25 protein-coding genes and 1 tRNA gene are annotated in these 23,895 nt (G+C 54.7%); 3 read left to right on the top strand and 23 right to left on the bottom strand.

Annotated features, from left to right (window positions below; all coding sequences use genetic code 11):
* Nucleotides 1-180: 180 nt before the first annotated feature.
* From AWY79_RS08925 to ruvA, 3 genes are all read right to left on the bottom strand, one after another.
* Complete coding sequence (locus AWY79_RS08925; RefSeq protein ID WP_066802645.1) at nucleotides 181-336, bottom strand: rubredoxin; 156 nt, start codon at nucleotides 334-336, stop codon at nucleotides 181-183.
* 87 nt (nucleotides 337-423) lie between these two features.
* Nucleotides 424-1,410: a Holliday junction branch migration DNA helicase RuvB gene (gene ruvB, locus AWY79_RS08920; RefSeq protein WP_066802644.1), complete on the bottom strand. Its 987-nt coding sequence runs from the start codon at nucleotides 1,408-1,410 to the stop codon at nucleotides 424-426.
* On the bottom strand, nucleotides 1,407-2,018 hold the full coding sequence (gene ruvA / locus AWY79_RS08915) for a Holliday junction branch migration protein RuvA (RefSeq protein WP_066802643.1): 612 nt from the start codon (nucleotides 2,016-2,018) through the stop codon (nucleotides 1,407-1,409). The genes ruvB and ruvA overlap by 4 nt, the downstream gene beginning before the upstream one ends.
* Nucleotides 2,019-2,175: 157 nt before the next feature.
* On the opposite strand from ruvA, the gene AWY79_RS08910 reads away from it, so the two are divergent.
* Complete coding sequence (locus AWY79_RS08910) at nucleotides 2,176-2,673, top strand: hypothetical protein (protein ID WP_066802641.1); 498 nt, start codon at nucleotides 2,176-2,178, stop codon at nucleotides 2,671-2,673.
* 69 nt (nucleotides 2,674-2,742) lie between these two features.
* On the opposite strand, the gene ruvC is transcribed toward AWY79_RS08910, so the two are convergent.
* From ruvC to AWY79_RS08895, 3 genes are read right to left on the bottom strand one after another with little or no spacing between them, the layout of a single operon-like run.
* Nucleotides 2,743-3,246 (bottom strand): crossover junction endodeoxyribonuclease RuvC, encoded by a 504-nt coding sequence (gene ruvC / locus AWY79_RS08905; protein ID WP_066802639.1) that lies wholly within the window; start codon nucleotides 3,244-3,246, stop codon nucleotides 2,743-2,745.
* 4 nt (nucleotides 3,247-3,250) lie between these two features.
* Nucleotides 3,251-3,994: a YebC/PmpR family DNA-binding transcriptional regulator gene (locus AWY79_RS08900; protein WP_066802637.1), complete on the bottom strand. Its 744-nt coding sequence runs from the start codon at nucleotides 3,992-3,994 to the stop codon at nucleotides 3,251-3,253.
* 52 nt (nucleotides 3,995-4,046) lie between these two features.
* On the bottom strand, nucleotides 4,047-4,646 hold the full coding sequence (locus AWY79_RS08895; protein WP_066802634.1) for an RlmE family RNA methyltransferase: 600 nt from the start codon (nucleotides 4,644-4,646) through the stop codon (nucleotides 4,047-4,049).
* 69 nt (nucleotides 4,647-4,715) lie between these two features.
* Between AWY79_RS08895 and AWY79_RS08890 the strand changes: the two genes are divergently transcribed.
* Entirely contained in the window at nucleotides 4,716-6,236 is a 1,521-nt protein-coding gene (locus AWY79_RS08890; protein ID WP_158509880.1) for a glycosyltransferase family protein, read from the top strand.
* A gap of 57 nt (nucleotides 6,237-6,293) precedes the next feature.
* Nucleotides 6,294-6,369: transfer RNA gene (locus tag AWY79_RS08885), tRNA-Ala, on the top strand.
* Between the two features lie 182 nt (nucleotides 6,370-6,551).
* Here AWY79_RS08885 and AWY79_RS08880 read toward each other — a convergent pair.
* The 17 genes from AWY79_RS08880 to AWY79_RS08810 form a co-directional block, all read right to left on the bottom strand.
* Entirely contained in the window at nucleotides 6,552-6,731 is a 180-nt protein-coding gene (locus AWY79_RS08880) for a hypothetical protein (RefSeq protein ID WP_066802631.1), read from the bottom strand.
* A gap of 15 nt (nucleotides 6,732-6,746) precedes the next feature.
* On the bottom strand, nucleotides 6,747-7,082 hold the full coding sequence (locus AWY79_RS08875; RefSeq protein ID WP_066802629.1) for a hypothetical protein: 336 nt from the start codon (nucleotides 7,080-7,082) through the stop codon (nucleotides 6,747-6,749).
* A gap of 23 nt (nucleotides 7,083-7,105) precedes the next feature.
* The gene (locus AWY79_RS08870) at nucleotides 7,106-8,695 is read right to left on the bottom strand and encodes a VWA domain-containing protein (protein WP_066807120.1); all 1,590 of its coding nucleotides are present in this window, start codon (nucleotides 8,693-8,695) and stop codon (nucleotides 7,106-7,108) included.
* Nucleotides 8,696-8,700: 5 nt separating this feature from the next.
* The gene (locus AWY79_RS08865) at nucleotides 8,701-9,669 is read right to left on the bottom strand and encodes a DUF3150 domain-containing protein (protein ID WP_066802627.1); all 969 of its coding nucleotides are present in this window, start codon (nucleotides 9,667-9,669) and stop codon (nucleotides 8,701-8,703) included.
* A gap of 3 nt (nucleotides 9,670-9,672) precedes the next feature.
* Nucleotides 9,673-10,656, bottom strand: coding sequence for an AAA family ATPase (locus tag AWY79_RS08860; protein ID WP_066802625.1), 984 nt, complete (start codon nucleotides 10,654-10,656; stop codon nucleotides 9,673-9,675).
* Nucleotides 10,657-10,994: 338 nt separating this feature from the next.
* Entirely contained in the window at nucleotides 10,995-11,324 is a 330-nt protein-coding gene (locus AWY79_RS08855) for a cupin domain-containing protein (protein ID WP_066802623.1), read from the bottom strand.
* Between the two features lie 18 nt (nucleotides 11,325-11,342).
* Nucleotides 11,343-12,530, bottom strand: coding sequence for an anaerobic nitric oxide reductase flavorubredoxin (locus AWY79_RS08850; RefSeq protein WP_066802621.1), 1,188 nt, complete (start codon nucleotides 12,528-12,530; stop codon nucleotides 11,343-11,345).
* 57 nt (nucleotides 12,531-12,587) lie between these two features.
* Nucleotides 12,588-13,124, bottom strand: coding sequence for an HPP family protein (locus tag AWY79_RS08845; protein ID WP_066802619.1), 537 nt, complete (start codon nucleotides 13,122-13,124; stop codon nucleotides 12,588-12,590).
* 3 nt (nucleotides 13,125-13,127) lie between these two features.
* Nucleotides 13,128-13,721, bottom strand: a complete 594-nt coding sequence (locus AWY79_RS08840; protein WP_066802617.1) for a CBS domain-containing protein — start codon at nucleotides 13,719-13,721, stop codon at nucleotides 13,128-13,130.
* A 114-nt stretch (nucleotides 13,722-13,835) separates the two neighbouring features.
* Nucleotides 13,836-15,497 (bottom strand): hydroxylamine reductase, encoded by a 1,662-nt coding sequence (gene hcp / locus AWY79_RS08835; RefSeq protein ID WP_066802616.1) that lies wholly within the window; start codon nucleotides 15,495-15,497, stop codon nucleotides 13,836-13,838.
* A 651-nt stretch (nucleotides 15,498-16,148) separates the two neighbouring features.
* Nucleotides 16,149-17,528, bottom strand: a complete 1,380-nt coding sequence (locus AWY79_RS08830) for a multiheme c-type cytochrome (RefSeq protein ID WP_066802615.1) — start codon at nucleotides 17,526-17,528, stop codon at nucleotides 16,149-16,151.
* 11 nt (nucleotides 17,529-17,539) lie between these two features.
* Entirely contained in the window at nucleotides 17,540-18,112 is a 573-nt protein-coding gene (locus tag AWY79_RS18330; protein ID WP_078063717.1) for a NapC/NirT family cytochrome c, read from the bottom strand.
* Between the two features lie 178 nt (nucleotides 18,113-18,290).
* A complete protein-coding gene (locus AWY79_RS08825; protein ID WP_066802614.1) occupies nucleotides 18,291-18,491 on the bottom strand; it encodes a hypothetical protein in 201 nt (66 codons plus the stop codon).
* 193 nt (nucleotides 18,492-18,684) lie between these two features.
* A complete protein-coding gene (locus AWY79_RS18325) occupies nucleotides 18,685-19,929 on the bottom strand; it encodes a hypothetical protein (protein WP_233490885.1) in 1,245 nt (414 codons plus the stop codon).
* Nucleotides 19,930-20,057: 128 nt separating this feature from the next.
* On the bottom strand, nucleotides 20,058-20,720 hold the full coding sequence (locus tag AWY79_RS08820) for a Fic family protein (protein ID WP_066807119.1): 663 nt from the start codon (nucleotides 20,718-20,720) through the stop codon (nucleotides 20,058-20,060).
* A gap of 298 nt (nucleotides 20,721-21,018) precedes the next feature.
* Nucleotides 21,019-23,484 carry a hypothetical protein gene (locus AWY79_RS08815; RefSeq protein ID WP_066802613.1) on the bottom strand — a complete coding sequence of 822 codons (2,466 nt, stop codon included), beginning with the start codon at nucleotides 23,482-23,484 and terminating at the stop codon, nucleotides 21,019-21,021.
* Between the two features lie 80 nt (nucleotides 23,485-23,564).
* Nucleotides 23,565-23,783, bottom strand: a complete 219-nt coding sequence (locus tag AWY79_RS08810) for a hypothetical protein (RefSeq protein ID WP_066802611.1) — start codon at nucleotides 23,781-23,783, stop codon at nucleotides 23,565-23,567.
* Between the last annotated feature and the right edge of the window lie 112 nt (nucleotides 23,784-23,895).

The following is a 23,895-nucleotide window of genomic DNA, read 5'->3' as shown; positions in this document are numbered from 1 at the left end:
GCCGTACTCCGGGCCTCTACCAAAGGATCATTGGTTTTAGGGGTTGCCTTGAAACTCGGAAACTCTGCCGCTAAAACAGAATCTTGAGGTTTGTCGGGCGTTGCCTTGAAACGCTTCCTTTGACTTGGCTCAACCATACGCCGTTTCGGCGGATGATGGCAATGGGCTTAGACGACTTTTTTACAGTTTTTCGAAATATTCCTTTTCCGCGCCGCACTTGGGGCAAACCCAGTCGTCCGGCAGGTCTTCGAACTTGGTCCCGATGGGGATATTGTTGTCCGGATCACCCTCGGCGGGATCGTACACGTAACCGCAGGGACATTCCCATTTGTCCATATCTGGTACCTCCATTGGTTTCTCGTTTGTCCAAACGATACCAGAACGGGGTGGGGAAACAACTGTTTTCTTGGGAATGACTACCGGCTAGAACAGCGACCGCTGGTCGTCTTCCATGCGCAGCTTGAGGTGTTGGTACGCCTTGGCCGTGGCAACGCGGCCGCGCGGGGTGCGCTTGAGGAAGCCGCACTGGATCAGGTACGGCTCGTAGATGTCCTCGATGGTCCGGACCTCTTCGGCGCAGGCCGCGGCGATGGTCTTGAGCCCCACCGGGCCGCCGTTGAAGTTCTCGACCATGAGCGAGAGGATCTTGCGGTCCATGTTGTCCAGCCCGTACTGGTCCACGTCGAGGCGCTCCAGGGAGGACTCGGCCAGCTCGCGGGTGACCACGCCGTCGCCGTGCACCAGGGCGTAGTCGCGCACGCGCCGGAGCAGCCGGTTGGCGATGCGCGGGGTGCCGCGCGAACGGCGGCCGATGACCAGCGCGCCCTCGGGCTCCACCTCCACGCCGAGAATCTTGGCGCTGCGCTCGACGATAAGGCCCAGCTCCTCGGGCGAATAGAATTCGATGCGGAAGATGCAGCCGAACCGGTCGCGCAGGGGCGAGGTCAGCAGTCCGAGCCTGGTGGTGGCCCCCACCAGGGTGAACGGCTCCAGGTCGAGCTTCACCGTGCGCGCCCCGGGGCCGGAGCCGATGACCAGGTCGATCTGGAAGTCCTCCATGGCCGGATACAGGACTTCCTCGACGGTGGGCGGCATGCGGTGGATCTCGTCGATGAACAGGATGTCGCCGCGCTCCAGGTTGGTCAGGATGGCGGCCAGGTCGCCGGATCGCTCCATGACCGGACCGGAGGTGGAGACCATGTTCACGCCCAGCTCGGAGGCCATGATCCGGGCCAGGGTGGTCTTGCCCAGGCCGGGGTTGCCGTAGAACAGGGTGTGGTCCAGCGAGCGTTCGCGCTCCCGCGCCGCCCTGATGAAGACGTCGAGGTTGGTGCGCAGGTCAACCTGTCCGATGAAGTCGGAGAGGCTTCTGGGCCGGACGTTTTCCTCGGGAAGAGTGCATTTGCTCATGAGCGTGCCGCGTTGATTTTCTTGAGCACCGCGCGGATGGCCCCGGCGGCGTCGAGATCGGGTTCTTCGTCTAAGACGTCCAGCAGCAGGGGCCGGGCCTCGTCCTCAGAGTAGCCCAACCCCTTGAGGCCCGCAAGCGCGTCCAGGTACTCGCCCTGCGGCCCCTGCGGACCGGCGGCGGCGCGGGTGGTCACCGGGGTCAGCTTGTCCACCTTGTCCTTGAGATTCCAGAGGATCTGCTTGGCGGACTTGGGGCCGATGCCGGGCACGGTGGACAAGGTCGTGACGTCCTCGCGATAGGCTATCTCGCGGAGGTGGGCGGCGTCGAACATGGACAGGATGGCCATGGCCTTCTTCGGCCCGAGCTTGTCGATGGAGATGAGGGTCCGGAACAGGTCCAGGTCGTCGGCGTCCAGGAAGCCGAACAGGTCGATGGCCTTCTCCCCCACCTGGGTGTGGACGAACAGCCGCACCTCGCCGCCCTTGGCGGGCAGCTTGGCCAGCACCGAAGTGGGCGCGGCCACCTCGTAGCCCACGCCGCCGGGAGTGAGCAGGAGCAGCCCCCTCTCGTCCGCGGACAGCAGTTCACCCTTGAGATACCCGATCATGCGTTCCCTCCTCGCCGGACAGTAGCCGAAGATCGGATGCAATTCAAAGGATATCCGCCGTGACCAAAGGTGCGGTTTCAACGTATTGCCAACAAACGACTTCCATCTTTTTCCGAAAGGGGTATAGTGGAACAAACCTTCAATAACAGGAGTCATCATGACCAAAATCGCATACGCACTCATGACCCTTGCCCTGGTGCTGGCCTTCTCCCTCCCGGCCTTTGCCCAGGAGGCCGATCCCATGACCCAGGATGAGCTGATCTCCCTGGTGGGCGAAGCCGTTGTCGAAGAGGCCGCCAACTCCTCGGACGAGCTCCGGAAGGCCAAGGACATCCTCGACGCGGTGCGCAACCGCAAGGGCGCGACCGAGCAGGAGCAGACGGCGGCGGAGATGGATTACCAGCAGGCCCGCGACCGCTACAACAAGGCGTCGAACAACCTGGACAACGCCCGGGTGGACGCCCTGGCGCTGGAGTGCGGCAAGACCAGCGACGAGATCCGCGCCATGCGCAACTCCGGCATGGGCTGGGGCCGCATCGCCAAGGAATGCGGCGTGCACCCCTCCGCCAACGGCAAGGGCCAAGGCAAGAACAAGGACAAGGGCATGGGCAAGGACAAGAGCAAGGACAAGGGGAACAAGAAGCCCAAGAAGTAGCCGCGCAAACGACGCGAAAAGGCCCGTCCGGCATGACCGGACGGGCCTTTTTTCGCGCCTTGGAAACGGCTACGCTCCCGTCAGCCTGCGCATCCGCCGCTCGTTGAGATGGCAGATGGCCACGGCCAGGGCGTCGGAGGCGTCCTCGGGCCAGTCGGGCTTCTTGATCCCCAGGCAGTGGGCGACCATGAAGGCCACCTGGGACTTGGGCGCGTTGCCCAGGCCAACCAGGTTCTTCTTGATCTTGGACGGCTCGTACTCGCCCATGGGGATCTTGTTGGTGGCGCAGGCCGCCATGCAGGCGCCCCTCGCCTGCCCCAGCTTGAGGGCGGACGAGGGGTTCTTTGCGACGAAAACGTTTTCAATGGCCGCTTCCGCAGGACAGTGCTCGCGAATCAACTCCTGGAGGGAGTCGAAGAGCACGCCCATGCGGGTGGCCATGTCTTTTTTTACCGGGGTGCGGATGGTGCCGGTGGCGACCAGCTCGGCCCTGCCCGAGAGCTCCCGGACGAAGCCGTAGCCCGTGACCCTTGAACCGGGGTCCAGGCCCAGAACGACCAGCCCTTCCGCCATGCGCCTATTCCTCGTCGAACAGGTCGTCGGGCAGGTCGGCGTTCATGTAGACGTTCTGGGTGTCGTCGTTGTCGTCCAGGGCGTCGAACAGGTTCATGACCTTCTTGCCCACGGAGGCGTCCACCGGAACGTAGGTCTCGGGGACCATGTTGAACTCGGCGGACTCGTATTCCATGCCCGCGTCGGCGAACGCCTGCTGCACGACCATGAAATCGCCGGGGGCGGTGTGCACGGTGAAGGAATCGCCGTCGTCGATGATGTCCTCGGCACCGGCTTCCAGGCCGATTTCCATCAGCTGGTCCTCGGTGAACTTTTCCTTGTTGAAGACGATGACGCCCTTGCGGTTGAACAGGTACGACACCGCGCCGTTCTCCGCCATGTTGCCGCCGTGCTTGGAAAAGGCGTGGCGAATTTCGGCCACGGTGCGGTTCTTGTTGTCGGTGGCCACTTCCACGAGCATGGCGACGCCGCCCGGCCCGTATCCCTCGTACATGATCTCCGCCAGATCGCCGCCGGCCAGTTCGCCGGTGCCCTTCTTGATGGCGTTCTCGATCCTGTCCTTGGGCAGGTTCACCGCTTTGGCCTTCTGAATGGCCAGCCGCAGGGTGGAGTTGTCATCCGGGTTGCCGCCGCCCGCCTTGGCCGCCAGGATGATGTCCTTGGCCGCCTTGGTGAAAAATTTCGCCTTCTTGGCGTCCTGGCGACCCTTGCGGTGCTGAATGTTTGCCCATTTACTATGTCCGGCCATATTTCCTCCTGAATATCTCGATGCAGTCTATTTTTGTGGTCGGTCCAATCTTCTACCCGTCAACGCCCTTAAAGCCAAGCGCAACGATGAATATCTCCTTGCTCTCGGACCGGGAACTGTACGGCTTGAAATTCTTTATCTTCTCGAAATACGGGCGGATCATGTTCCGGTAGTCGTTGATCTCGCCGCCCTCGAATATCTTGACCGCGAAGTGGCCGCCCTTCTTGAGGCGCTTGAGCGCCACCTCGAAGGCGCGCTCGCACAGTTCGAGCGAATTGGCCTGGTCCGCGAACTTGATTCCGGTTGTCTTGGGGGCCATGTCGCTGATAATGACGTCGAAGGGCGTCAGCGGCTCCATCGCCTCCAGCAGCTCGGGCGCGTCGGAGAACACGTCCGCCTGGAGAAAGATGATGTTGTCCGCAAAGGAATGCTTGGTGGTCTGGATGTCCACGGCCAGCACGCGCCCCTCCGGTCCCACGCGCTCTCCGGCGAACTGGGTCCAGGAGCCGGGAGCCGCGCCGAGGTCGAGAACGGTCTGGCCCTTCTTGAAGATCTGGAACTTCTTGTCCATCTCCTTGAGCTTGTAGACCGAGCGCGCGGCGTAGTTTTCCTTTTTGGCCCGTTTGAAGTATTTGTCCTGGTATTGTTTCATGGTATCGCTCCGTCAATGCGGCGTGGAGCGCTTAGTAGCCGAATCCGCCGAAAAAGCCAAGCGAACGACGTGCAAAGACCCCGATATGCCACCATCGCGGACGAACTGGGTTTGACCAAGTCCATGCCCGCGTCCGCCGACCAGTTCGAATGGCGGCCGGGGCGCGGTTCGGGCCAGTCCCCCACGGTCTTCCTCGGTCTCGGTCCCGAGCCGGACAAGCTGCCGGAATGGTTCGACCTTCCCCCGGACAAGCCGGTCCTCTACCTGGAGAGCCAGGCCTTCATGGACCAGATCGACGGGTACGCGGCCAGGGTTCCGGCCCATTTCATACATATAAGCCCGGACGAGTTCACCGCGCCCCTGGCCGACCGTGCGCGCGCGGCGCGCTACCTGCCCGCGCACCGGGCGTTCCCCTCCTTTTTCGCGCCCCTCACGGCCCGCCTGACCCTGGGCGGTCACTCCCGCACCCGGCTCGAGCGCACGGTCTGGCTGCCCTGCGGCGACGCCGACCTGCTCATTGCCGAACTGACCGCGGCGTTCACGGCCAAGGGGTATTCGGTGCGCCACATCGATCACGAAGCCTTGGGCAAGCATCCGGGGAGTGTGCTGCCCGACCTGCTGCGCGAGGGCGTACCCGACCTGTTCTTCTCGATCAACTTCAAGGGGCTGGACCACTACGGCCTGGCCTGCGCCCTGCTCCGCGAGGCCGGTACCGAGGTGGGCGTGTGGCTGGTGGACAACCCGTTCAACGTGCTGCCCTCGGTGCGCTCGGGCTACTGGCGCGACGTCCGGCTGTTCGTCACGGACCACAGCTTCATCGGCCCGCTCATTAAGGCCGGGGCGCGCAAGGTCACGCACCTGCCCCTGGCCGCCGCGCCCGCGCTCCTGGACGGCACCGTCCTGCCGGACCACGCCCGCGACCTTGCGGGCAAGCTCGTGTTCGTGGGCCGCTCGGCCTTCCCGGACAGGGACAAATTCTTCGCGGGCGAGACCGTGGGGGACGAGGCGCGCGCCCTGGTGCTCGGCGACACCGGGACTCGGCGCTACGACTACCATTGGTGGCGGGACCGGCTGGGCGTGGACGCGCTCTGGCCGGGCAACGCGGGCCGGGCCGTGGGCGCGGGCGCGGAGTTCGCCTCCCGCGCCTGGAAGTTCCGCTGCCTGGAGGCGGCGGGCAGGATCACGGTCTTCGGCGACGACGGCTGGCGCGGGCTGGCCAACCCGGACGCGGACCTGCGCGGGCCGCTGGACTACTACGCCCACTTGCCCGCCGTGTACCGCGAGGCGGCCGTGACCCTGAACGTCACCGGCCTCCAGCTCCCGGCCGGGCTGAACCAGCGCAACTTCGACGTGTGGTGCGCGGGCGGTTACCTGATCACCGACACCCATCCCGGCCTGTCCATCTTCCCGCCGGAGCTGACCGACCCCATAGCCTACGCCCGCCCGGAGGAAATCCACGACCTGGTCATCCGCCACCGCGAGGACACCCGAACCCGCCGCGATCTGCAACGAGCCTGGCGCGAATGCATCCTCCGCGACCACACCTACGACAACCGCGCGGAGACCATCCTGAAAACAATGCGCCTTTGACCCCGTCAAAATGCTTGAGCTTCCCGACGAAAAGCGGTAACAACGCTCCACCAACACGGGGACGTAGCTCAGCTGGGAGAGCACTGCCTTCGCAAGGCAGGGGTCGAGAGTTCAAATCTCTTCGTCTCCACCAAAAAACAAAAATCCTATCAGCAAGTTAGCTGATAGGATTTTTGTTTTTTGCCATTTTGTACAACCCCTGTACAACTTTTTTGATTGATACTCACTTTCAAAAATTTATACAATTAATACAAACAATAGATATAGTCTATAAAAATTAAAAGAACCACCAGCAAATGCCAGTGGCTCTCTTCTTTACGAAGCCCGGACGATCAGTCTTTCATCGTCAGCCGTTTCCTCTTCAATTTCATCCTCCAACTCATCCTCCTCGTGTTCGACGAAACGAGGCTTTTCATCCTCTTCCAGCGCGTAAACACCAGTAACGGCCAGAATGCCGACAACTACTGCACCAATAAATGTCCAAAAGTCTCGCATGATTTTCTCCTTGGTTTACTTATCGAATTCTGTGCCGCACAGGTTGCAGCGCCATTCACAGATAATGTGCCGGTCAATGTGCTCGCCGATTTGGTTGCCCACGGCTGACCCGGCAAAGAATCCAGCTACCGCCCCAGCCAATCCACCGGTGAGGACACCGATGCCGGTTCCGACGACAGGAATTACGGAGCCGATGATTCCGCCTGCGGTCGCTCCTGCGGAAGTGCTGTAGTATCCGACGGCTCCGCCAGCAGCACCGCCGATCGCCGTGCCGATCTTCTGGGAAGCATTTACCAATACGACATGATCCGAACTGCCGCAGCTCGGGCATTTGGGAGTCTCTTCACTCATTTTTTCCTCGTGATGATGAGAGGTTATCGGACGAGTGCACTGCGCAACATGCCGAACATGGCTGGGGCCAACTCGGACAGGTCATTGACAGTACGACTGTGGTCAGGAAGCAGTTTATTGATGGTCTCGGACAGGACGCCTAGGCCGTAGATCTCGACGCCGAACCTTCTGCCCTCTTCAACTGCATCAAGGGCAAGTTGGAATGAATCCGGATCGCCGTCCGTCAGGATCAGGATTATCTTCCTCGATTCGAGAAGCGGTTGCATTTGCTGAAGCACCCACCACAAGGCTTCACCGAGAGGCGTACAGCCGGTAGCGGTCATGTCGAAGTTGGCGTGAAGTCGTTCTCCGTGCCTCAGTATCGGGCAGACCGTGGGGTCAGAGCTATTCTCATTTCCACCGTCTGTGGGAGAACCTGCCGGGAATGCCGTCACAGCCACTTTGATACCGTTGATGGAATCCAGGGCCGTGGCCACGGCATGACAGATCTGGGTCGTCAGCATGATACGCCTTCGCATGGAGCCTGAGCAGTCCAGTAGGATATGCACAGCAGTGTCGATGCCGATCTTGCGCCCGTTGCGCTTGAATACACGAGCATCAGCCACCGAGACTCTATGTAGTTGCCGTGCATCCAATCGACCATGACGACCGATCTTGCTTCGCGTGAGCACTGAGGATTGCAGCAGTCCCTGGAGCTGGGTCCACAGGGCAATCGACGCCCGCTTTGTGGCAACAATGCCCTCGGGCTCGATGGGCTTTACGCTCTTGGTTCCCAGTTGTGCCACTCGAAGGGACTCGTCCAGGTTTACCGGCGTCTCATCCCGCAGTTTGGCGGCCAGAGTCTCACCAAGGTCCGTGGGCAAGTCGTTTTCATCAGCGTGAACCAGGCACTCAAGCTGGCGTCTCGAATCGATGCTGACAGTATCCAAGGGTAGCCCATCAGAACTGCCTATCACAGCCTTCTTATCCGATTGATCGCCCCTGTTTGCCTGGAGTTCAGAGGCCAATTTGTCCTTGAGGATCGAAACGACCTCCCGTGCGTAGAGGATGCAATCCTGGGTCGAATCACAGTACGCATGCACCTTCTTCAGGACGTGGTTCAGTCGAGAGATCAACCCCGGATAATGGCTTTCGATGAAGCTGCCCACGCCATCACGCTGGCCGATCAACGAAGGAACGTCCCACGCCCGGACTGACAGCAACAGCCAGTTGAGCACAGCCATGGCCGGATCAGTTGCCTGCTCGTTGTCATTGCCGAACAGATGCAGAATGAGCCAGTTGAAGTTCTGCCTGCAACCAGGAAACAGTTTGGCCAACCGATGTTCCACGCGCCAGTCCTCAAAAGTGTTCCACACGTGCATCTCCAGCGGCGTCAGGTTCGCCAGACGAAGCCAGTCAAACCGGGTTTCCCGGATATGTGCAGCCTCATGGTCGATGTAGCCACGGGCCAGACCGATGAGGGTCTCACTGCATTCCAGAGGGAGTGCAGGCAGGTGGACAGTATTGCCGTCCGTGTACGCGCCCTTGCCGCCGATGACGACTTTCACACCGTATTTCCGTCCAAGAACGGAGGCGACCATAGGCAGGGACTTCATGATGAGGTTGTTCGTCATGACGATCACCAAAGCCCATGGCTGTCGATTGCGTGCTGATGCACCGACTCAGGCACAAAACCGATCGTTGCGGCAGGTACTTTCTCCCGCACAGCCGGAATCGTATCCGCAACCAGACCTGACAGGATGTCTGCCGCATCATGCCCTTCCAGGATCTTCTGCCCATGTACAAGGAGTGTAGCCGGATCTCGCAGCAGCGACACCACCCCCTGAAGCATGACCAACGCACTTCCCTGGATATGCCCTCGTTTGGGCATGCGGTTGAAGGCAGTATCAAGGAGATCCATCACAGGCATGACGCGGGGTTCAACAAAGCTGAGACCAGACAGTTTGCTGTGGATGGAGCGTAGGGGCGACAGCGCCTTGTGGGTCACTTTATCCTTGCCCTCGAAGCAGCGATGCCAGGTATCGGTTGCTGCCTTGGCGACTTCGCCGAAGAGCGTGTCGCCGAGTTCGCTCACTTCCTCATGCAGTCCCTGGTGGACAGTACCATCCGTGGGCGGAAGCAGCTTGAACAACTGCCACTTGAAGCCGATACGGCTGCGGACGTAATCCGCACTGACCGTCGAAGCGCCGATCAGCCGCTCCCAGCCGGGATGCTGAGCGATCCAGTTTTGCACAGCCTGGTCATACCGATTCAGGAACTGTTCTTTTGCCATCAGGAAATCATCCCGGATGGTTGTCAGTTCGGTCACGATTTCATCAGCCTTGTCTTCGGGGATAGCCCAGCCGCCGAGGAAACGGACGCCGGTCCGATCAAGAAGGTTTACCGCACGGGCCTTGAGGGTGCCAAAGACACGCAGTTCCCTCGGGTCGCAGACCTTCTTGCTGCCGAGCGACGCGAGTTCTCCGGGCGGCAATTCCGCTCCGCCGAAGTCGGCAGGCGTCAGTTTCTTGCGGGCAGTCCAGATGCTCACATCCAGGTTCAGGGCCATCAGGTTGTCGAGCACGGTAATGTCAGTATGCGTATTCATAGTTTACTCCTTGGTTTCCTGGGGAAAAATGCGCTGAGCCAGCTCGTGCAGCACGGTCCGGGTTTCCGGTGTGGCACGATAGCCGAGGGCGCGGTCTAATGCGTAAGTCACGGGTTGGATGCCTTGGCGGGCAAGCGGTTGGAATCGGACGGTCAGATCTGCCCAGCGAATCAGAGTACGGGTCGAGAACGTCACTTCGATGGTGTCGCGGAAATTACCGTCAGCCTCACCCATAAACAGTTTGCGGACCTCATTGGCGTAATCCACCATCTTGGTCCGCACGTCTTTGGGGAGTCCCGGAGCCTTGCGATGCAATAGTTCCTGCTCGGCTTTAGGACTGGGGTAACCGATTTCGCAAAGCCAGAACCGATCCATGAAGGCAAGGTTCTGCCGAAGTGTTCCCTGGTAGAGTCCGGTCTCATCGGTCCCACCATTGGTGTTGGCTGTGGCCGCAAACCGGAACAGTGGATGGGGCTTGATGACCTCCCCTCCGTTCTCGGGAATGCACAGTGGATCTCCGTCCAAAATACCGTTCAGGCCAGCGGCAGTCGCTGGATCAAGCAAGTCGATTTCGTTCAGGAGGAAGAGCCCGCCGAACTTCATGGCCAGCGCAAGCGGCCCGTACTGGAAGGTCATGTTGGAATCTTCCACGGTAAGATGCCCGACCATATCCGGGAACTCCAACCGTCCATGGCCGGTAATGTCGAACACCGGGTAATTGAGCTTGGCAGCAAGCTGCTTGATGAGGCTCGTCTTGCCTGAACCGGCAGGTCCGAACACGTACAGCGGATCGGACGATTCCATAAACCAGACCACGGCATCGCGGCTGGAGTCATGGAACAGGTATTCCGGGTTGAGATCTGGGGTAAACGAGCACGGGGCCATAAATCCGCGCACTTTCCGATTGGACTTTTTACCGCTAAAAATCTCACCGGCATCATGTTCTGCGGGCTGGAGGGATTGTAATTCTTTCAAAACGCTATTCATGGTTTTCCTCCTATGGAAATGAAAAGCCCCGCTCCACGTCATGTGGAGCGGGGACTCAAAGAATTGTGTTGGGAAGCTAAAAAGAACTCGTTCTTATGTGAATAATATATGCCTGAAATTAAATGAATAGCAGGCTGCTAAAAAGTCGAAAGGTATGTCCGCTTGAATGGCATTCAAGAGGTCGTCAGTTCGATTCTGTCCAGCTCCACCAATGATTATAAAGGCTTAGAAGGTTTTCCTTCTAAGCCTTTTTTCGTGGAATATACAAAAGAATATACAAATTATACCCAGTCGTTGGCGCACCCTTAGGTGCTACTAGGGGTTATGGATGTTATGGGTTAGCTCCCGCGAATCATGGTCAGGAGCATCTTAAACTTTTGCTCGGCATGAAGAGCATGAGGAATGTTGGCAGGCATGATGATCATCTCGCCTTTACCGGCAATATGAGACTCTCCGCCAATGGTGATCTGGGCTTGTCCGTCCAGAATGTGGACGACTGCATCAAACGGGGCTGTGTGTTCGCTCAATCCCTGGCCTTCGTCAAAGGCGAAGAGGGTGATTGTTCCGGTATCTTTGTTGAGCAGAGTCTGGCTGACGACGGAGTCATCGGCATATTGAATCGATCCCTCAACTCCAAAAGCTACGCCGACTTTCTTGGTCTTACTCATGTTATCTCCTTATTAAGGCTATAAATATTCAGCGAGTTGCCGACCGTATGCTTCGCATTCCTGACGACCTGCATCGTCGGGTTTCCACAGTGTCTTTAAACCTTCCGCGACCACTTCTATTCCTGCTTTTTCAAGACTGTCAGAAATCATTTTGACACTCTCTCCCGACCAGCCGTAGGAGCCGAAGGCGGCACCCTTTTTGTTCTTGAAGGAGAGCCCGTGGATCATTTCGAGCATGCCCGCCATATGGGAGAGAATGCCTTTGTTGATGGTCGAACAACCGGCCACCACCATTTTGGAGCGGAAGATCTCCGTGAGAATGTCATTCTTATCGCGTTGTCCGACATGGAGTATTTTGATGACGACCTCTTTGTTTGCCTGGCGGATTCCTGAGGCTATAGCTTCGGCCATGTCCCGCGTGCTGTTCCACATTGTGTCATAAATGATGGTCACTTGATCTTCCTGGTAGTCGTCGGCCCATTCCAGGTATTTCTGGACGATCTGAAGAGGATTGTCGCGCCACATGATGCCATGGCTGGGGAAGATGAAGTCAACGGGCAATCCCAGCCCAACCACTTCGTTGATCTTTTTTGTCACTAACTTGCTGAACGGCGTGAGGATGTTTGCATAATATTTTATGCATTCGTTCATGAGTTCTTCCTGATCGACCAAATCGTTGTACATTAGGTCGGATGCGAGATGGTGACCAAAGGCGTCGTTGCTGAATAAGACGTTCTCCTTGTCCATATAGGTGAACATGGAGTCCGGCCAATGGAGCATCGGGGCTGAAATGAAGGATAGGGTTTTCTCTCCCAGGGAGAGAGTATCTCCCGTTTTGACCACCTGGAAATTCCAGTCAGAGTGGTAGTAGCCTTTCAGTATTTTTACCGCTTGGGCTGAACAGTAAATCGGTACGTCCGGTATGCGGCGCATGAGTTCCGGTAGCCCCCCGCTATGATCCACCTCGCAGTGGTTCATGACGATGTAGTCGATCTTGTCCAAATCGATTTCTCTTTCCAGATTGGCGACGAAGTCCTTTCCAAAGGGGCCATAGACCGTGTCGATCAGAACTGTTTTTTCATCTCGGACGAGGTATGAATTGTAAGAAGAGCCTTTGAAAGTTGAGTACTCCTCTCCATGGAATTTTTGTAATTCCCAATCAATCTTACCGACCCAGGTAACGCTCTCTGTCAGTTTGAAACTCATTTTATCCCCCTTTATGGTGTGATTGGTTGAAGCGTATTCGCTTTGAAGCTAGCCAATTTAAAGCCAGAACTCGGGATAACGCCGCTTACCGGCCATATTGTTGACCACTAATGCGACTGCGAGGAGAAGAATCGCTCCGAGACCAACCGGAATCAGCGCATAAAAATATCCCAGGTTGTGGATCGAATCGCCGCCGATCACGGCTATGAGCGCGGTCGCACCACCCGGAGGGTGTAATGTCTTGGTTACGTGCATCAACGCTATGGCGGTAGATACGGCCAGGGCCGCCGCCAGCCAGGTGATGTCCCCCGCTATCTGAAATGACAGCACACCGACTATCGCCGAGAGGACATGTCCGCCGAGGACGTTTCGTGGCTGCGCCAACGGGCTGCGTATCGCTCCGTAGACGAGGACTGCCGTGGCTCCGAATGAACCGATCAGAAGGTTGCGGTCAATGCTATCGACAATCAAAGATTGAAATGAACCCACAAGCGCAATGCCGAGAAAGGCGCCTATCCACGACCAGACTACCTCTGAGCTTCCGACTCTGGGAGGACTCTGTGTGGTTCCTTTCATTTTTCCAAAAATATTCATCTATTACACCGTTTGACACATGGAGCTGACGAGATCGCTTCTCGTTATGATTCCGAGGGGGTATCCATCCATATTGCAGATGGGGATTCGATTTATTGAATGGTTCGTGAACAGTTGTGAGATTTCAGCCAGCGTTGTTTCCTCCCGTGCGGATACGGGAGGCTGGCTCATTATTTCATGGACGTAATGGTCTCGCAGGCCGGAAACCAAGCACTTGTTGACTGTCAGACATTCTCCAACGACGGACATGATGCCTGCGGTTGTTGGCAGTCCCATTTTGCGGAGAAAATCCTTCTCAGAAATGACCCCGCAGACAATCCCTTTGTGATCGATGACCGGCGCGCCGCTGATGCCGTGTTCGGCCATGAAAGAAGCCGCCTCTGTGAGGCTCATTTCTTTGTTCAAGCAATGAACGGGCGCGGTCATGATCTCTTCCGCTTTTCCCAATGATCTGATTCTTTTCAAAGCCAAATCATACGATATCGAATAAATTTCTTTGAACGTCCCCGGTGTAATGTCCACATAGCCCTGCATGGCTTGCATGGCATCGAGGATGTCTTCATCTGTCAGCATTAAAGGATCACACTGTTTTTTCATTGTCGCTCTTTTATCGACGCATGCGGATTTTGGTGAATCGTGCATGCCAACTTGAAAGTCAGGAAAAAGCAGTGCCCGCCGAACTGCAATCCGGCGGGCACTGGGCTATTGATGTTATTTGCCAGCCATCATGGCAGCGATGTCTTCCTGAACGGTTCCAATGGGCTTGAGGTCAAATTTCTCTATGACGACCTTGGCGACATTGGGAGACAGAAATCCAGGCAGAGTCGGTCCAAGACGGATGCCTTTGACGCCCAGGAAGAGCAGAGCGAGAAGTACCGCAACGGCCTTTTGTTCGTACCAGGCGATGTCGTAGGACACCGGGAGATCATTGATGTCTTCCAGTTCAAATATCTCCTTGAGCTTGAGTGCAATGACAGCGAGGGAATAGGAGTCATTGCACTGTCCTGCGTCGAGCACACGCGGGATACCGCCGATGTCACCGAGGTCCAGCTTGTTATAGCGGAACTTGGCACATCCGGCGGTCAGGATAACCGTGTCTTTGGGAAGGTTTTCTGCGACTTCCGTGTAGTACTCGCGAGACTTCTGGCGTCCATCACAACCTGCCATGACCACGAACCGCTTGATCGCACCCGACTTGACGGCATCCACGACTTTGTCGGCCAATGCGGTGACCTGATGATGCGCGAAGCCGCCGACGATGGTGCCCTTTTCGAGTTCCGTAGGGGGCGAACACTGCTTTGCCTGGGCAATGATCCCCGAAAAGTCCTTGGCTCCGCCTTCGGGACGCTCGGCGATATGCGTGGCTCCTTCGTACCCCACGACGCCCGTTGTATAGAGACGGTCGAGGTAGGTGTTGCTTTTCTTAAGCGGCACGAGACAGTTGGTGGTCAGAAGGATTGGGCCATTGAAGTCCTCGAATTCCGTGTTCTGATGCCACCATGAACCACCATAGTTGCCTACGAAGTGGTCATACTTCTTGAAGGCCGGATAGTAGTTGGCAGGGAGCATCTCGCCATGCGTATAGACGTCGATGCCCGTTCCCTCAGTCTGCTTGAGCAGCTCTTCCATGTCCTTGAGGTCATGGCCGCTGATAAGGATGCCGGGTTTGTTACCCACGCCGATGTTGACTTCGGTGATTTCCGGATTTCCGTATGTGGTGGTGTTGGCCTCATCCAGCAGAGCCATCGTTGTGACTGCGATTTCTCCAGCCTTCATAACCAGGCCGACCATTTCATCCACAGACAGGTCTTTGGTTGTAGAAGCCAGTGCTTCAAGCATGAAGTCATCGATTTCCGGCTTACGGTAGCCGAGGACAGCAGCGTGCTCAGCATATGCGGCGACGCCTTTGAGACCGATGATCAAAAATTCACGCAGGGAGCGTACGTCTTCATCTTCAGTGGCCTGGATGCCGACGGTTTTGGCCTTCTCCGCAAAAGAAGAAACCGGCCCACTCCACGTCGCTGCCTCGGGCAGAGAGTCTGTATATTCTTTGCCATTTTTTGCCTTGTAACCATCCATGAATTTCGCTTTGAGCGCGTCACGGCGATTCAGGGCATCTTCAATCATGCCTTCGAAACGGACATCATCCCAATTGGCGTTGGTAATGGTCGCAAATAATCCTTGGAGTACAAAATCATCATTTGTCCGGTCCGGCTGTCCCAATTCCTTAAGTTTTTCTCCATATACCGCGATACCTCTAAGGACAAAAATCAGAAGATCTTGAAGATTGGCCGTTTCCTCCGGCTTTCCGCACATTCCTTTGATTGTGCAACCTGCGTTTTTAGCCGTTTCTTGACATTGGTAACAGAACATACATGTCTCCTCACGTTAAGGGTTGTCGCTTGAAAATCTCAATAGAGTAGGAAAGATACGATACTATCCTAATCGTCATCACACTGAGTTATTAAGTCTGTTGGGGCATAGTTTAGCTTCATTGGTCGGAGTTGTCTTTGACCTGGGTCAATTAATAACACTCGTTGCCAGCTAATCTTCTATAAAAAATCAATCGTTGCTGAGTGGTTGTCGAATGCTTCTCTTTTGGCAGACGACAGTTCATTAATATGAAAATGGAAATTTTCGGCCTTCCTTTTCGTATTTTTTTTGTTTGTCAAAATTGAAACGATTCAAGTTGGCTGGTTGCCTACGATTTCGGCGGGTGAGGGAACCCCCTCTATCCCATAGGGGAAAGGGCAAAATATATCTTCCAAAAACAAGGCCCGCTATAAAGGCCAACAGGCCAATCAAGGTATAGGTAAGCATAGGTTTCCGTGCTGTTTGAAACTGTGAGAGTGTAGCGTCTCTAAACTCAAGCAAAAACACTCGCATCATATCTACTAAACATGACCTCATCAATAGGAATCGGTTAGTGGCGTTAAAGGAATCAATCATCGGTTCAAGTGCTGAATATAAAAAGAGGGAGGGGCTCAAGCCCCTCCCTCTTGATATTGGTAACGGTTAGGTGGCTTACTGCTTGCCAAAAACTTCCACAGGCTTGGTGGTATCTCCACCAGTGTTCGGGAAGTCAGGGTACTTGTAGGCCTTGGTGTTGGTTTCAATGAGGTGACGCGCTTCTTCCATGAACTTGTTGTAGCGGTGCTTGCACTCATAGAACCCATGCCACCATGCATAGTCCGGGGCCATCATGGCAGAACCCATTCTTGCGCGACGACCTTCGTGGTGCCACAGTTCATAGTACTCAACTTCAACGTGTTCATCGAAGAACTTTGTCTTGTCGAGAAGCCCCTTGGCGTAAAGGTCATCAAGCATCTTCTTAGCAGGCTTGAAGTACACTTCGTTATACTCTTCAACTGCTTTGTCGGTCTGGGTGTAATGGTCTTCGACCCAGGCGGTGCCGTGGCACTGCTTGCAGATATCCTTCATCTTATCGCGCTCAACTTTCCAGTCGGTGCCGGAAGGGAACGGTTTGAAGTCCTGCGGACGCACAGTCAGCGGAGCCTGGAGTTCCCAGGAGAGACGTTCGGTCACATCGTGGGTGGTCGGCTGCTTACCGGAACCGGACATGTGACAGGAGGCACAGGTCGGAGCGCGGTAATCCACACCGGGAGTCCATGCTCCGGGAGCGGAATCGAAGTTATACTCGTGCTTGAAGGCCTGGTAGATGTCGCCATGCTTGGATTCATTATAGATTTCAATTTGCGGATGGTCTGGGCCAAGATGGCACTGCCCACAAGTCTCAGGCTTGCGCGCTTCCATCACCGAGAAGCGGTGGCGGGTATGACAACTGGTGCAGCTACCGAGGGAACCATCCAAGTTTACACGACCAACACCGACGTTGGGCCAAGTGTCTGGGTCGAGTTTGCCGTCCTTCATCTTGAGAACGGTGCCGTGGCAGTAGTAACAACCAGTTTTGCGCTCATTGTCTGAATTCATGCCTCCGTTCAGCCACGGATCAATCTTCCACATGATTTCAACGGTGTTGGCGTGCTTGCTTTTGGAGTACTGCTTAGCCTCATCAGGGTGACAACGAGAGCAGTCTTTGGGGGTGACGGGAGAGGCGATGGGAACAAAGTACTGTTTCTCTCCCATGGGCATATCGCCTCTGGAGTAATATTTTTCGTGGTCTACTGCGATATCTTTATCGCCGGGCTGTGCCTGGTGGCAGTCAAGGCAGGTGATACCTGCCGAGGCGTGTCGACTCATAGCCCAATCGGCAAAGATGCCCGGAGTTTCCTGTTTATGACATTCGATACAGGCAACACCCTGAGGTGGAGTTGCCCTATCCATGCGCAATTCCCGAACCTTCGGGAAGTTTTGTGCTGCCGCCGCTGTCGCGAAAAGGGCGGTCATCGCGATAGCCAGTGTTATAATCACGCTTCTTCTCATTCCAAACCCTCCTATTTCCCTAGAGTTCGCAGGCCATTGGCTCGATACGGAGCGTTGAACTGCTTGTAGTCGTAGAACTGTCGGACATTGTGAACCAATTCTCTGTGACAGTCGGTGCATCGGTATTCCTCGCCATTGTTGGCATAGAGTACTTTGCGATGCGCCAACATTGCTCCCCGCTTCGCTGGCATATGTAGCAGGTTGCGATGGCATTTCATGCACTGGTCATTTTTCATGGTTGACCAGACATGCTCTTTCATGACTTGACGGTCATAGGTCTCCGCTCCACCGGTAAAGTGGGCAACGACATCCTTGAGCCCGTGAGCCGCTTTGGCATAAAAAAAGTCAAATGTATCATGGGGTGCAGGTAAATGACAGTCCATACAGTCAGCCACAAAACCCTGACCATTATTGACATGCGTTGACGATTTCCATGCCATTACGGCAGGACGAATCTCATGACATGAGCCACAAAATTCAGGCGTCGATGTCCTCACCATGGTGTAGTAAGTCATGCTAAAGATCGGGAATGCTATCACGATTCCAAAAGCGATGAGCAAGATCGATTTTCTTTTTCGATCCATACCTCCTCCAAGTTGCAGTATTCCAGTTCTGGCATTTGTCCCCCAGCCAGAGATGTTAAGTTCTCTAGCAGGTTGTACACAAAATGGGTAGCGTTTTTTGGGAAGAGATGAAGTCGGGGAAAAACTGAAAACGTGTTGAGAAATGGGCCGAAGCCCCATAGTTGTTACTTAACTGCGTTTACGCTAGATCAAGGTCTTCTGGCCGATAGTTGAATATTTCGCCATCAAACGAGACAGAAATTTTGGGGTTGTCGTTGTAGTTCCTGATCTTCCAAACAACTCCGTATTTACCATAATTTTCAGACCCGTCTTTGATCACGATTACATCTTCTCCGAGCTTGAATCGGCCAAGAGTCTTTATTGAGGTCGTGTCAGTCATACTTATTAATCCAGTCTTTATGCGTTGTTTTGAATCTCTTTATTAGAGTTGCCAAAAGCAATTATTCCAGTTTTTCTCGTAGCGTTTTGCAAAGGCTCTCATCTCACGGACGTTGGCCTCTGGGCTACGACAGGCTTGAGCACAGGTGACAACAACATCTTTATAGAACTCGTGAGAAACTTGAGTGATACCCTCATAATTCACAAACAGATCGGGAAGTCGATCTGTAATTGTTGCACCACGGGGGGGACATCACAATGCTAGGTGGTTTTCCATATGTGTTGAGTAAAATATACCGCCAGCTTGGGTCTGCGGCTCCATTTTGAGGAACAATCTCACAAGGAGATGCATCTCCACCATCGGATATAGATTCGTATGCATTTTTGAGAGCTAGTGGCTTTTGAGCTATCAGAACATATGGTCCGTCTTCAGAATAATTACCGATGCGTTCATCATAAGTGATACTGAGTAGGTCCTCTAAGGCTGCTCGAACAGCAGGATCAAGGGCCGCTTCCTTTGATGTGAACCATTGTAGTCTTTTAAGAGTGGTTCCTATACTCTTTGCGATCTGAACCGGAGGGTTGGGCCAACACGCTATGAGGTTCTTGGCTATCTCTGCTACGTTGTCGCAGTATTGGTCATCCAAAAAAATATCCTCAGCAACATCCTCCAGCACGTTTTCCCCTATCAGAAGGCAAGGCCTTTGTTTGAATCCACCGTGTTTGAATCCACCGTGGTAGATATAGCGGGGTAGGTTTGGTGGGACAGAGGACTCCCAAGACGATAGCCATGGGCCAAGTTCCCAATCAAGTTCACATGGTGCAGAGGTGATCGGCTTTTGTGCTGAAAGGGACATCCATTGCTGGACCATTTCTTTCTCCTTTCCGCTCCTTGTGCCCCTATTACCATCCATTACAGAGTAGTCATGGTCGCGTTGAGCATCCATACAAAGTGCTTTGATAGACTCGCTAGGTGATTTGTCCGTGCTGCTGTGTGTGGCGAGTAACCATTTGCTGGAATCTTGAGCTGACCGTAGTGAGGCGGCAAGAGATTTGTTTTTGGCGTCAACGATTTTTAGTTCAACATCCATTTTTCCCAACTTTTGCTTCAAGTCCGGGCTGGCCTTGGCTAGGTGGCGGTTTATCCACAAAATGTTTGGTTTTCCTCGTAGACCTTTGGCATCACGCCATGCCTCTGTTAGAACATCTCGAAATGCCCTTGGCTTATCGGCTGGAGTATATGTCATCCAACGAATAGGTACCCCCGCTACAGACAGGCCATAGAGAATGAGAGGGCTTAGTGCATACTGTTCAGCGTCTTTTAATTTAATTGGGTCGGCTACCGAAATAACACCATGTTCTGGGTGGTAGAATAAGAATTTGGCAATCGCTACGTAGAAATAGTGCTCTCGTTGTGTTGGTGATGATTGTTGATTCATGTCTTTCCCTGACTAGTGGTGTACTCTTCGAGAGGGTGTTGCCGTACTTGATGACTAATTCAGTATTTTGAATACAAAACAATATAGCAGGGGTTAAAACACCCCTCGTCTTGTCGTCTGCGGGATATCTACTCAAATCGCTTGTACATATCTTCATGGCATTGTTTCAGAAATGTCATCATTCCAGAATGATCGCCGCTCTCGTAGAACTTGATCATTCCAGCGTTGTACTCGGTCAGCCTCTTGGCTGAGACTGACAGCGGCGGATAGCCACTACTCATCAAGTGCCCGTTGAGCATGAGTAGGCCAGTTAGTTTGTTCCCATCGTAAAAGAACTGGTTGCGAGCAAAATCCAAGTGCAGCCTGTATGCCTGTTCTCGGATATCTTCGAGCTCTAGGATGTCCTCAATGGTGGCAGCAAAAATATCATCTAATTCGTCTGCTCGGGGCGGCTTATACTCGGTTCCAGCGATGCCAACCTGGCCTGTACGGAACGCGCCTGGGTCCAGGGCCTCGCCATGGCCGATTACCTTTTGGATTGCGCAGGCAGTCTCCTTGGTCAGGGTGAATGTGTCCTCCTTAACCATCTCAATGAGGAGTTCCCAGCCGAGCTTTTGCTGCTTGAGTTTCTCAACGTCCGAGACCTTGTGGCCACCGACCGTGACGCCCTGGAGATAGGTCTGAACCTCGGGCATTGTGAATGGCATCCCCTCAAGGCTTTGTACATCGAATACCAATTCGGCAAATACCTTTTGGGCGATGAAGAGTGCTTTATTCTTATCCTGTTTCATTGGCACCATACCTTTGTTCACTACGACCTTATGCAGGAGCGCTAAAAGCCCCCTGCCTTGCCCAAAGGATATAAAAGATTTCAATTGATTTGAACAGACTTCAATACTTGGCGGTTACGGCAGTAGGGGCGGGAATAACGTAATTGGTAAAGCTCATTTTTTTCAGAAAATACAAAAATGCATAATCTATCCTACCAATTATAATGAAAATTAATACGTGTTATCTCCCGCCTCAGCCGCCCGAACTGCCATCGAAAAACGGGCAGCCTGGGATACTCCCAGACTGCCCGAGTTTTATTTATCCGAAGAGCTCTCCATTGCTGATGCTCACATTGGAGCTTACAGCAGGAGTGACCTTTTCATTTGTTATGGTGATGAGACGGCCTCCTCCTCTCTGTTGATTGACTTTAATTCCAGAGCTTCGGAGAAAGCCCTTACAGCGTGTCAGTCGCTTGCCTAATGCGGCTGGTACTTGTGGCCACAGCTTCAGTCTGGTGACACGCTCATCCACAACGCCTTCAAGCGCCTTAAGCAGTTCGGAAGGCGTTCCTTCCCAATCAAAAACGCCGGACATCAGCGTAATGATCGCGTTGGCGACATAATCAGATTCCAAAGCGCGTTCGATGGACTCGTCCTGATTACTTCCATAGGATTCCAGGAATTCTCCGGCATCCCATGGCATGGCTTCTTCAGCTGCCACGCACCAGTGCGTGAAGTCCGCCATCCTAGGTGGATTTTCGACCTGAACGCTCTGCATGTTCTTCAGGGCGCATGCTACGCCATAGCACAAGCCACCCAATATTTTGGGAGCGGCTGCATCGAATGCCAGAGACAACTCCGATTCCGTCAGCCTGCTTTCAGGTTTAATCACCGGTAGCGTGACCCGGAGACTCCGATCCGCCAAGTCGTGACGGTCTGCGACCTGATCAATCCCGTTGAGGACGATAGGACGCATGATCGTGAACAACGCCTCTTCGTCATTGGTGAACAGCTTCCGGGCTGAGAAACTGCCACCAGTGGCCATACGACACAGGGCATCGGACAGCCAGGTAGACACTCCAGAGAGGTTATCAAGAGTCACAATCCAGGAGTTGTTCGCAGAGATAACCAGATCCTGCTCATTACGCGGAGCCGCACGGTTAGGAGCGACCGACGGGTCGAGCAACATCCGAAGCAGACGGGTCGTACTGCTTTTGGCCGATCCTTGCTCTCCTTCCAGGATCAATACTGGATATGGTCCGGGCGACAGCACGCCCAGCAGCCACGCTTCGATCAGAAGCGCATCTCGCTGCTCAATGTTCAGAAGCTTGCGTATTTCAGCGACCGATCCCCCCTTCTGGGGCTCCGGGAGTGGCAACATACCCTTGACGCGGCGGAACCGAACCGGCGGATTGGTTACGATTTTCCATCCGTCCGCAGTGATCTCAACGGCACGCCATTGGTCATCGCACAGATCGATGTACACAGCGTCGTCCAGGTGAGCGATGCGCGTGAAAACCTTTCGTTTTTCAGCACCACCGAACAATCCGCGAGCAGTGATGAAGTGGATCAGATCCTGCGCAGCTGCCGCTTTCAGGTGTTTGTTCGTTTCCTGATAGTAGCGGTAGCCAAGCAGATTTCTAAACTCATAACTATCTACACGGTATGTTTCCCGATGATCGTCAACATGAATGTCTGCATAGATCGTCATGCCGTCTTCCGCTGGATAGAAATCGAACGGCTCAATCAGGCTTGAGACCCGCTCGATTTCCGTCGGCTTCACGCCTTCAGCGCCTTTACCTGCCGCCCAGATCATTCCGGGGAACGGCACACCACAGTCACATCCGCAATCGTACAATTGCCGAATTTTCTCACAGCTCATATTCGGCAGGACCTTTTCGATCTTTGCGTCGGTTTTGGCGGCGTCGTATTCGGGATGCCTTGAACTCAGCTCATGGCTCAGCCAGTGGCCGAAGTCACCGAGTCCCTTCAGAACAGACAGCATAGCGTGCCAAAGCGGCTCTTCCAAGGTCTCGGCATTTTCCGAGCAGTACCGCGTGAACTTGCACTTCATGATGAAGTCGGCAGGGCTCAGAAGGCCATTGGTGGGTGGCCTGTGAACCATTTTTTGATGCCAGCTGTACATGCGTGCCAACGATTGTGACAGCCGCAACGACGGCGGAGCGACCTCGATATGGCGCGGCTGCCGGGCGAGCTTGATCAGTTCAGCATAGCTTTGGGTCGACAGCTCCTCCCAGGTGATGGGCACTTTATACATACCGTTAGGCCGCTGGACATTCTCCATTCGTAGGAGTTTTCCTTTCCCCATGCAATACATGCTGGTGTCCACCGAATTAGGGTTACCATGCCATATCCGCATAATAAGGAACTGTACCATCCTTGCATAGATTTGAGGGAGCAAGGGGTCACCTTCGGTGCCGCCCAACAAATACGACGGGACTATTATATGAAGCCCCTTGGAGCCGGTTATCCAGTACCGCAGTTCTCCAGGCCGCACCATGTGCCCGAACAAATGGTTCACGAATTTGACGCAATCCTTACGCGCTTGTTCGGGGTCATCTTTGCAATCAAAGTCAATGACAAGGTCGCCATACCGACGTGGCTCTTCCTTGTCCTTCACAGGTTCGTATTCGAAAGCCATGGTCGACAGAAAGGCAGCTCCCTTTTGTCGCGCCAGCTCGAAAACATCCTGAGAGGCCATAATCGTTTCCCAGGGCCCCGGCTTATCGCCTTTCATGGGGGCCCAGTAATAAACCAATTTCATTTAATTTCTCCTTTAAAACGTGTAAAGGCCGGGGAGCTCTGCTCTCCGGCCTTTCGAACGCCTCTTATTCAAGGCGGACACTAGTTGATATATTGAAGGAACCATTCCACAAATGGTGCCCTGACCAGCAGGGTTTTGCGCGACCCCTGCCTCATGAAGCAATCTTCGGGGATCTTTTTCTGGCTCCGAAGATTCTGGATCGTCCGCCACCTGACGGCGTTTCCGGTCAAGGAATCCACGGCCCGGCCAGCAAATATCGGGGGTAAGTGTTCCATCAGTTCTTGTTTGAGATTGTCCATGGTCAAACCTCCTGTTCGTAATTCAACCTCACAGGATGTCACTTGCGTGTAAAAATTTACACAGGGTAAAAATCGAACTTGGCTTCATTGCCTCAGGAAAGAGTGCGTGGCA

Origin of the sequence: Pseudodesulfovibrio indicus, from assembly GCF_001563225.1 — a bacterium.
Lineage (GTDB): Bacteria > Desulfobacterota > Desulfovibrionia > Desulfovibrionales > Desulfovibrionaceae > Pseudodesulfovibrio > Pseudodesulfovibrio indicus.
The sequence above is the reverse complement of the archived record's forward strand: the minus strand, read 5'-3'. Positions and strand labels throughout refer to the sequence as shown.

What these genes read in the sequence shown, in the direction of transcription:
- AWY79_RS18330 (WP_078063717.1), bottom strand. Translation starts at nt 18,112, where the DNA reads ATGGATCGAAAAAGAAAATCGATCTTGCTCATCGCTTTTGGAATCGTG.
- AWY79_RS08845 (WP_066802619.1), bottom strand. Translation starts at nt 13,124, where the DNA reads ATGAATATTTTTGGAAAAATGAAAGGAACCACACAGAGTCCTCCCAGA.
- AWY79_RS08830 (WP_066802615.1), bottom strand. Translation starts at nt 17,528, where the DNA reads ATGAGAAGAAGCGTGATTATAACACTGGCTATCGCGATGACCGCCCTT.
- AWY79_RS08900 (WP_066802637.1), bottom strand. Translation starts at nt 3,994, where the DNA reads ATGGCCGGACATAGTAAATGGGCAAACATTCAGCACCGCAAGGGTCGC.
- AWY79_RS08825 (WP_066802614.1), bottom strand. Translation starts at nt 18,491, where the DNA reads ATGACTGACACGACCTCAATAAAGACTCTTGGCCGATTCAAGCTCGGA.
- AWY79_RS08815 (WP_066802613.1), bottom strand. Translation starts at nt 23,484, where the DNA reads ATGAAATTGGTTTATTACTGGGCCCCCATGAAAGGCGATAAGCCGGGG.
- AWY79_RS08910 (WP_066802641.1), top strand. Translation starts at nt 2,176, where the DNA reads ATGACCAAAATCGCATACGCACTCATGACCCTTGCCCTGGTGCTGGCC.
- AWY79_RS08870 (WP_066807120.1), bottom strand. Translation starts at nt 8,695, where the DNA reads ATGACGAACAACCTCATCATGAAGTCCCTGCCTATGGTCGCCTCCGTT.
- ruvB (WP_066802644.1), bottom strand. Translation starts at nt 1,410, where the DNA reads ATGAGCAAATGCACTCTTCCCGAGGAAAACGTCCGGCCCAGAAGCCTC.
- AWY79_RS08865 (WP_066802627.1), bottom strand. Translation starts at nt 9,669, where the DNA reads ATGAATACGCATACTGACATTACCGTGCTCGACAACCTGATGGCCCTG.
- AWY79_RS08895 (WP_066802634.1), bottom strand. Translation starts at nt 4,646, where the DNA reads ATGAAACAATACCAGGACAAATACTTCAAACGGGCCAAAAAGGAAAAC.
- AWY79_RS08850 (WP_066802621.1), bottom strand. Translation starts at nt 12,530, where the DNA reads ATGAGTTTCAAACTGACAGAGAGCGTTACCTGGGTCGGTAAGATTGAT.
- AWY79_RS08820 (WP_066807119.1), bottom strand. Translation starts at nt 20,720, where the DNA reads ATGAAACAGGATAAGAATAAAGCACTCTTCATCGCCCAAAAGGTATTT.
- AWY79_RS08855 (WP_066802623.1), bottom strand. Translation starts at nt 11,324, where the DNA reads ATGAGTAAGACCAAGAAAGTCGGCGTAGCTTTTGGAGTTGAGGGATCG.
- ruvC (WP_066802639.1), bottom strand. Translation starts at nt 3,246, where the DNA reads ATGGCGGAAGGGCTGGTCGTTCTGGGCCTGGACCCCGGTTCAAGGGTC.
- ruvA (WP_066802643.1), bottom strand. Translation starts at nt 2,018, where the DNA reads ATGATCGGGTATCTCAAGGGTGAACTGCTGTCCGCGGACGAGAGGGGG.
- hcp (WP_066802616.1), bottom strand. Translation starts at nt 15,497, where the DNA reads ATGTTCTGTTACCAATGTCAAGAAACGGCTAAAAACGCAGGTTGCACA.
- AWY79_RS08880 (WP_066802631.1), bottom strand. Translation starts at nt 6,731, where the DNA reads ATGCGAGACTTTTGGACATTTATTGGTGCAGTAGTTGTCGGCATTCTG.
- AWY79_RS08925 (WP_066802645.1), bottom strand. Translation starts at nt 336, where the DNA reads ATGGACAAATGGGAATGTCCCTGCGGTTACGTGTACGATCCCGCCGAG.
- AWY79_RS18325 (WP_233490885.1), bottom strand. Translation starts at nt 19,929, where the DNA reads ATGAATCAACAATCATCACCAACACAACGAGAGCACTATTTCTACGTA.
- AWY79_RS08875 (WP_066802629.1), bottom strand. Translation starts at nt 7,082, where the DNA reads ATGAGTGAAGAGACTCCCAAATGCCCGAGCTGCGGCAGTTCGGATCAT.
- AWY79_RS08810 (WP_066802611.1), bottom strand. Translation starts at nt 23,783, where the DNA reads ATGGACAATCTCAAACAAGAACTGATGGAACACTTACCCCCGATATTT.
- AWY79_RS08860 (WP_066802625.1), bottom strand. Translation starts at nt 10,656, where the DNA reads ATGAATAGCGTTTTGAAAGAATTACAATCCCTCCAGCCCGCAGAACAT.
- AWY79_RS08840 (WP_066802617.1), bottom strand. Translation starts at nt 13,721, where the DNA reads ATGAAAAAACAGTGTGATCCTTTAATGCTGACAGATGAAGACATCCTC.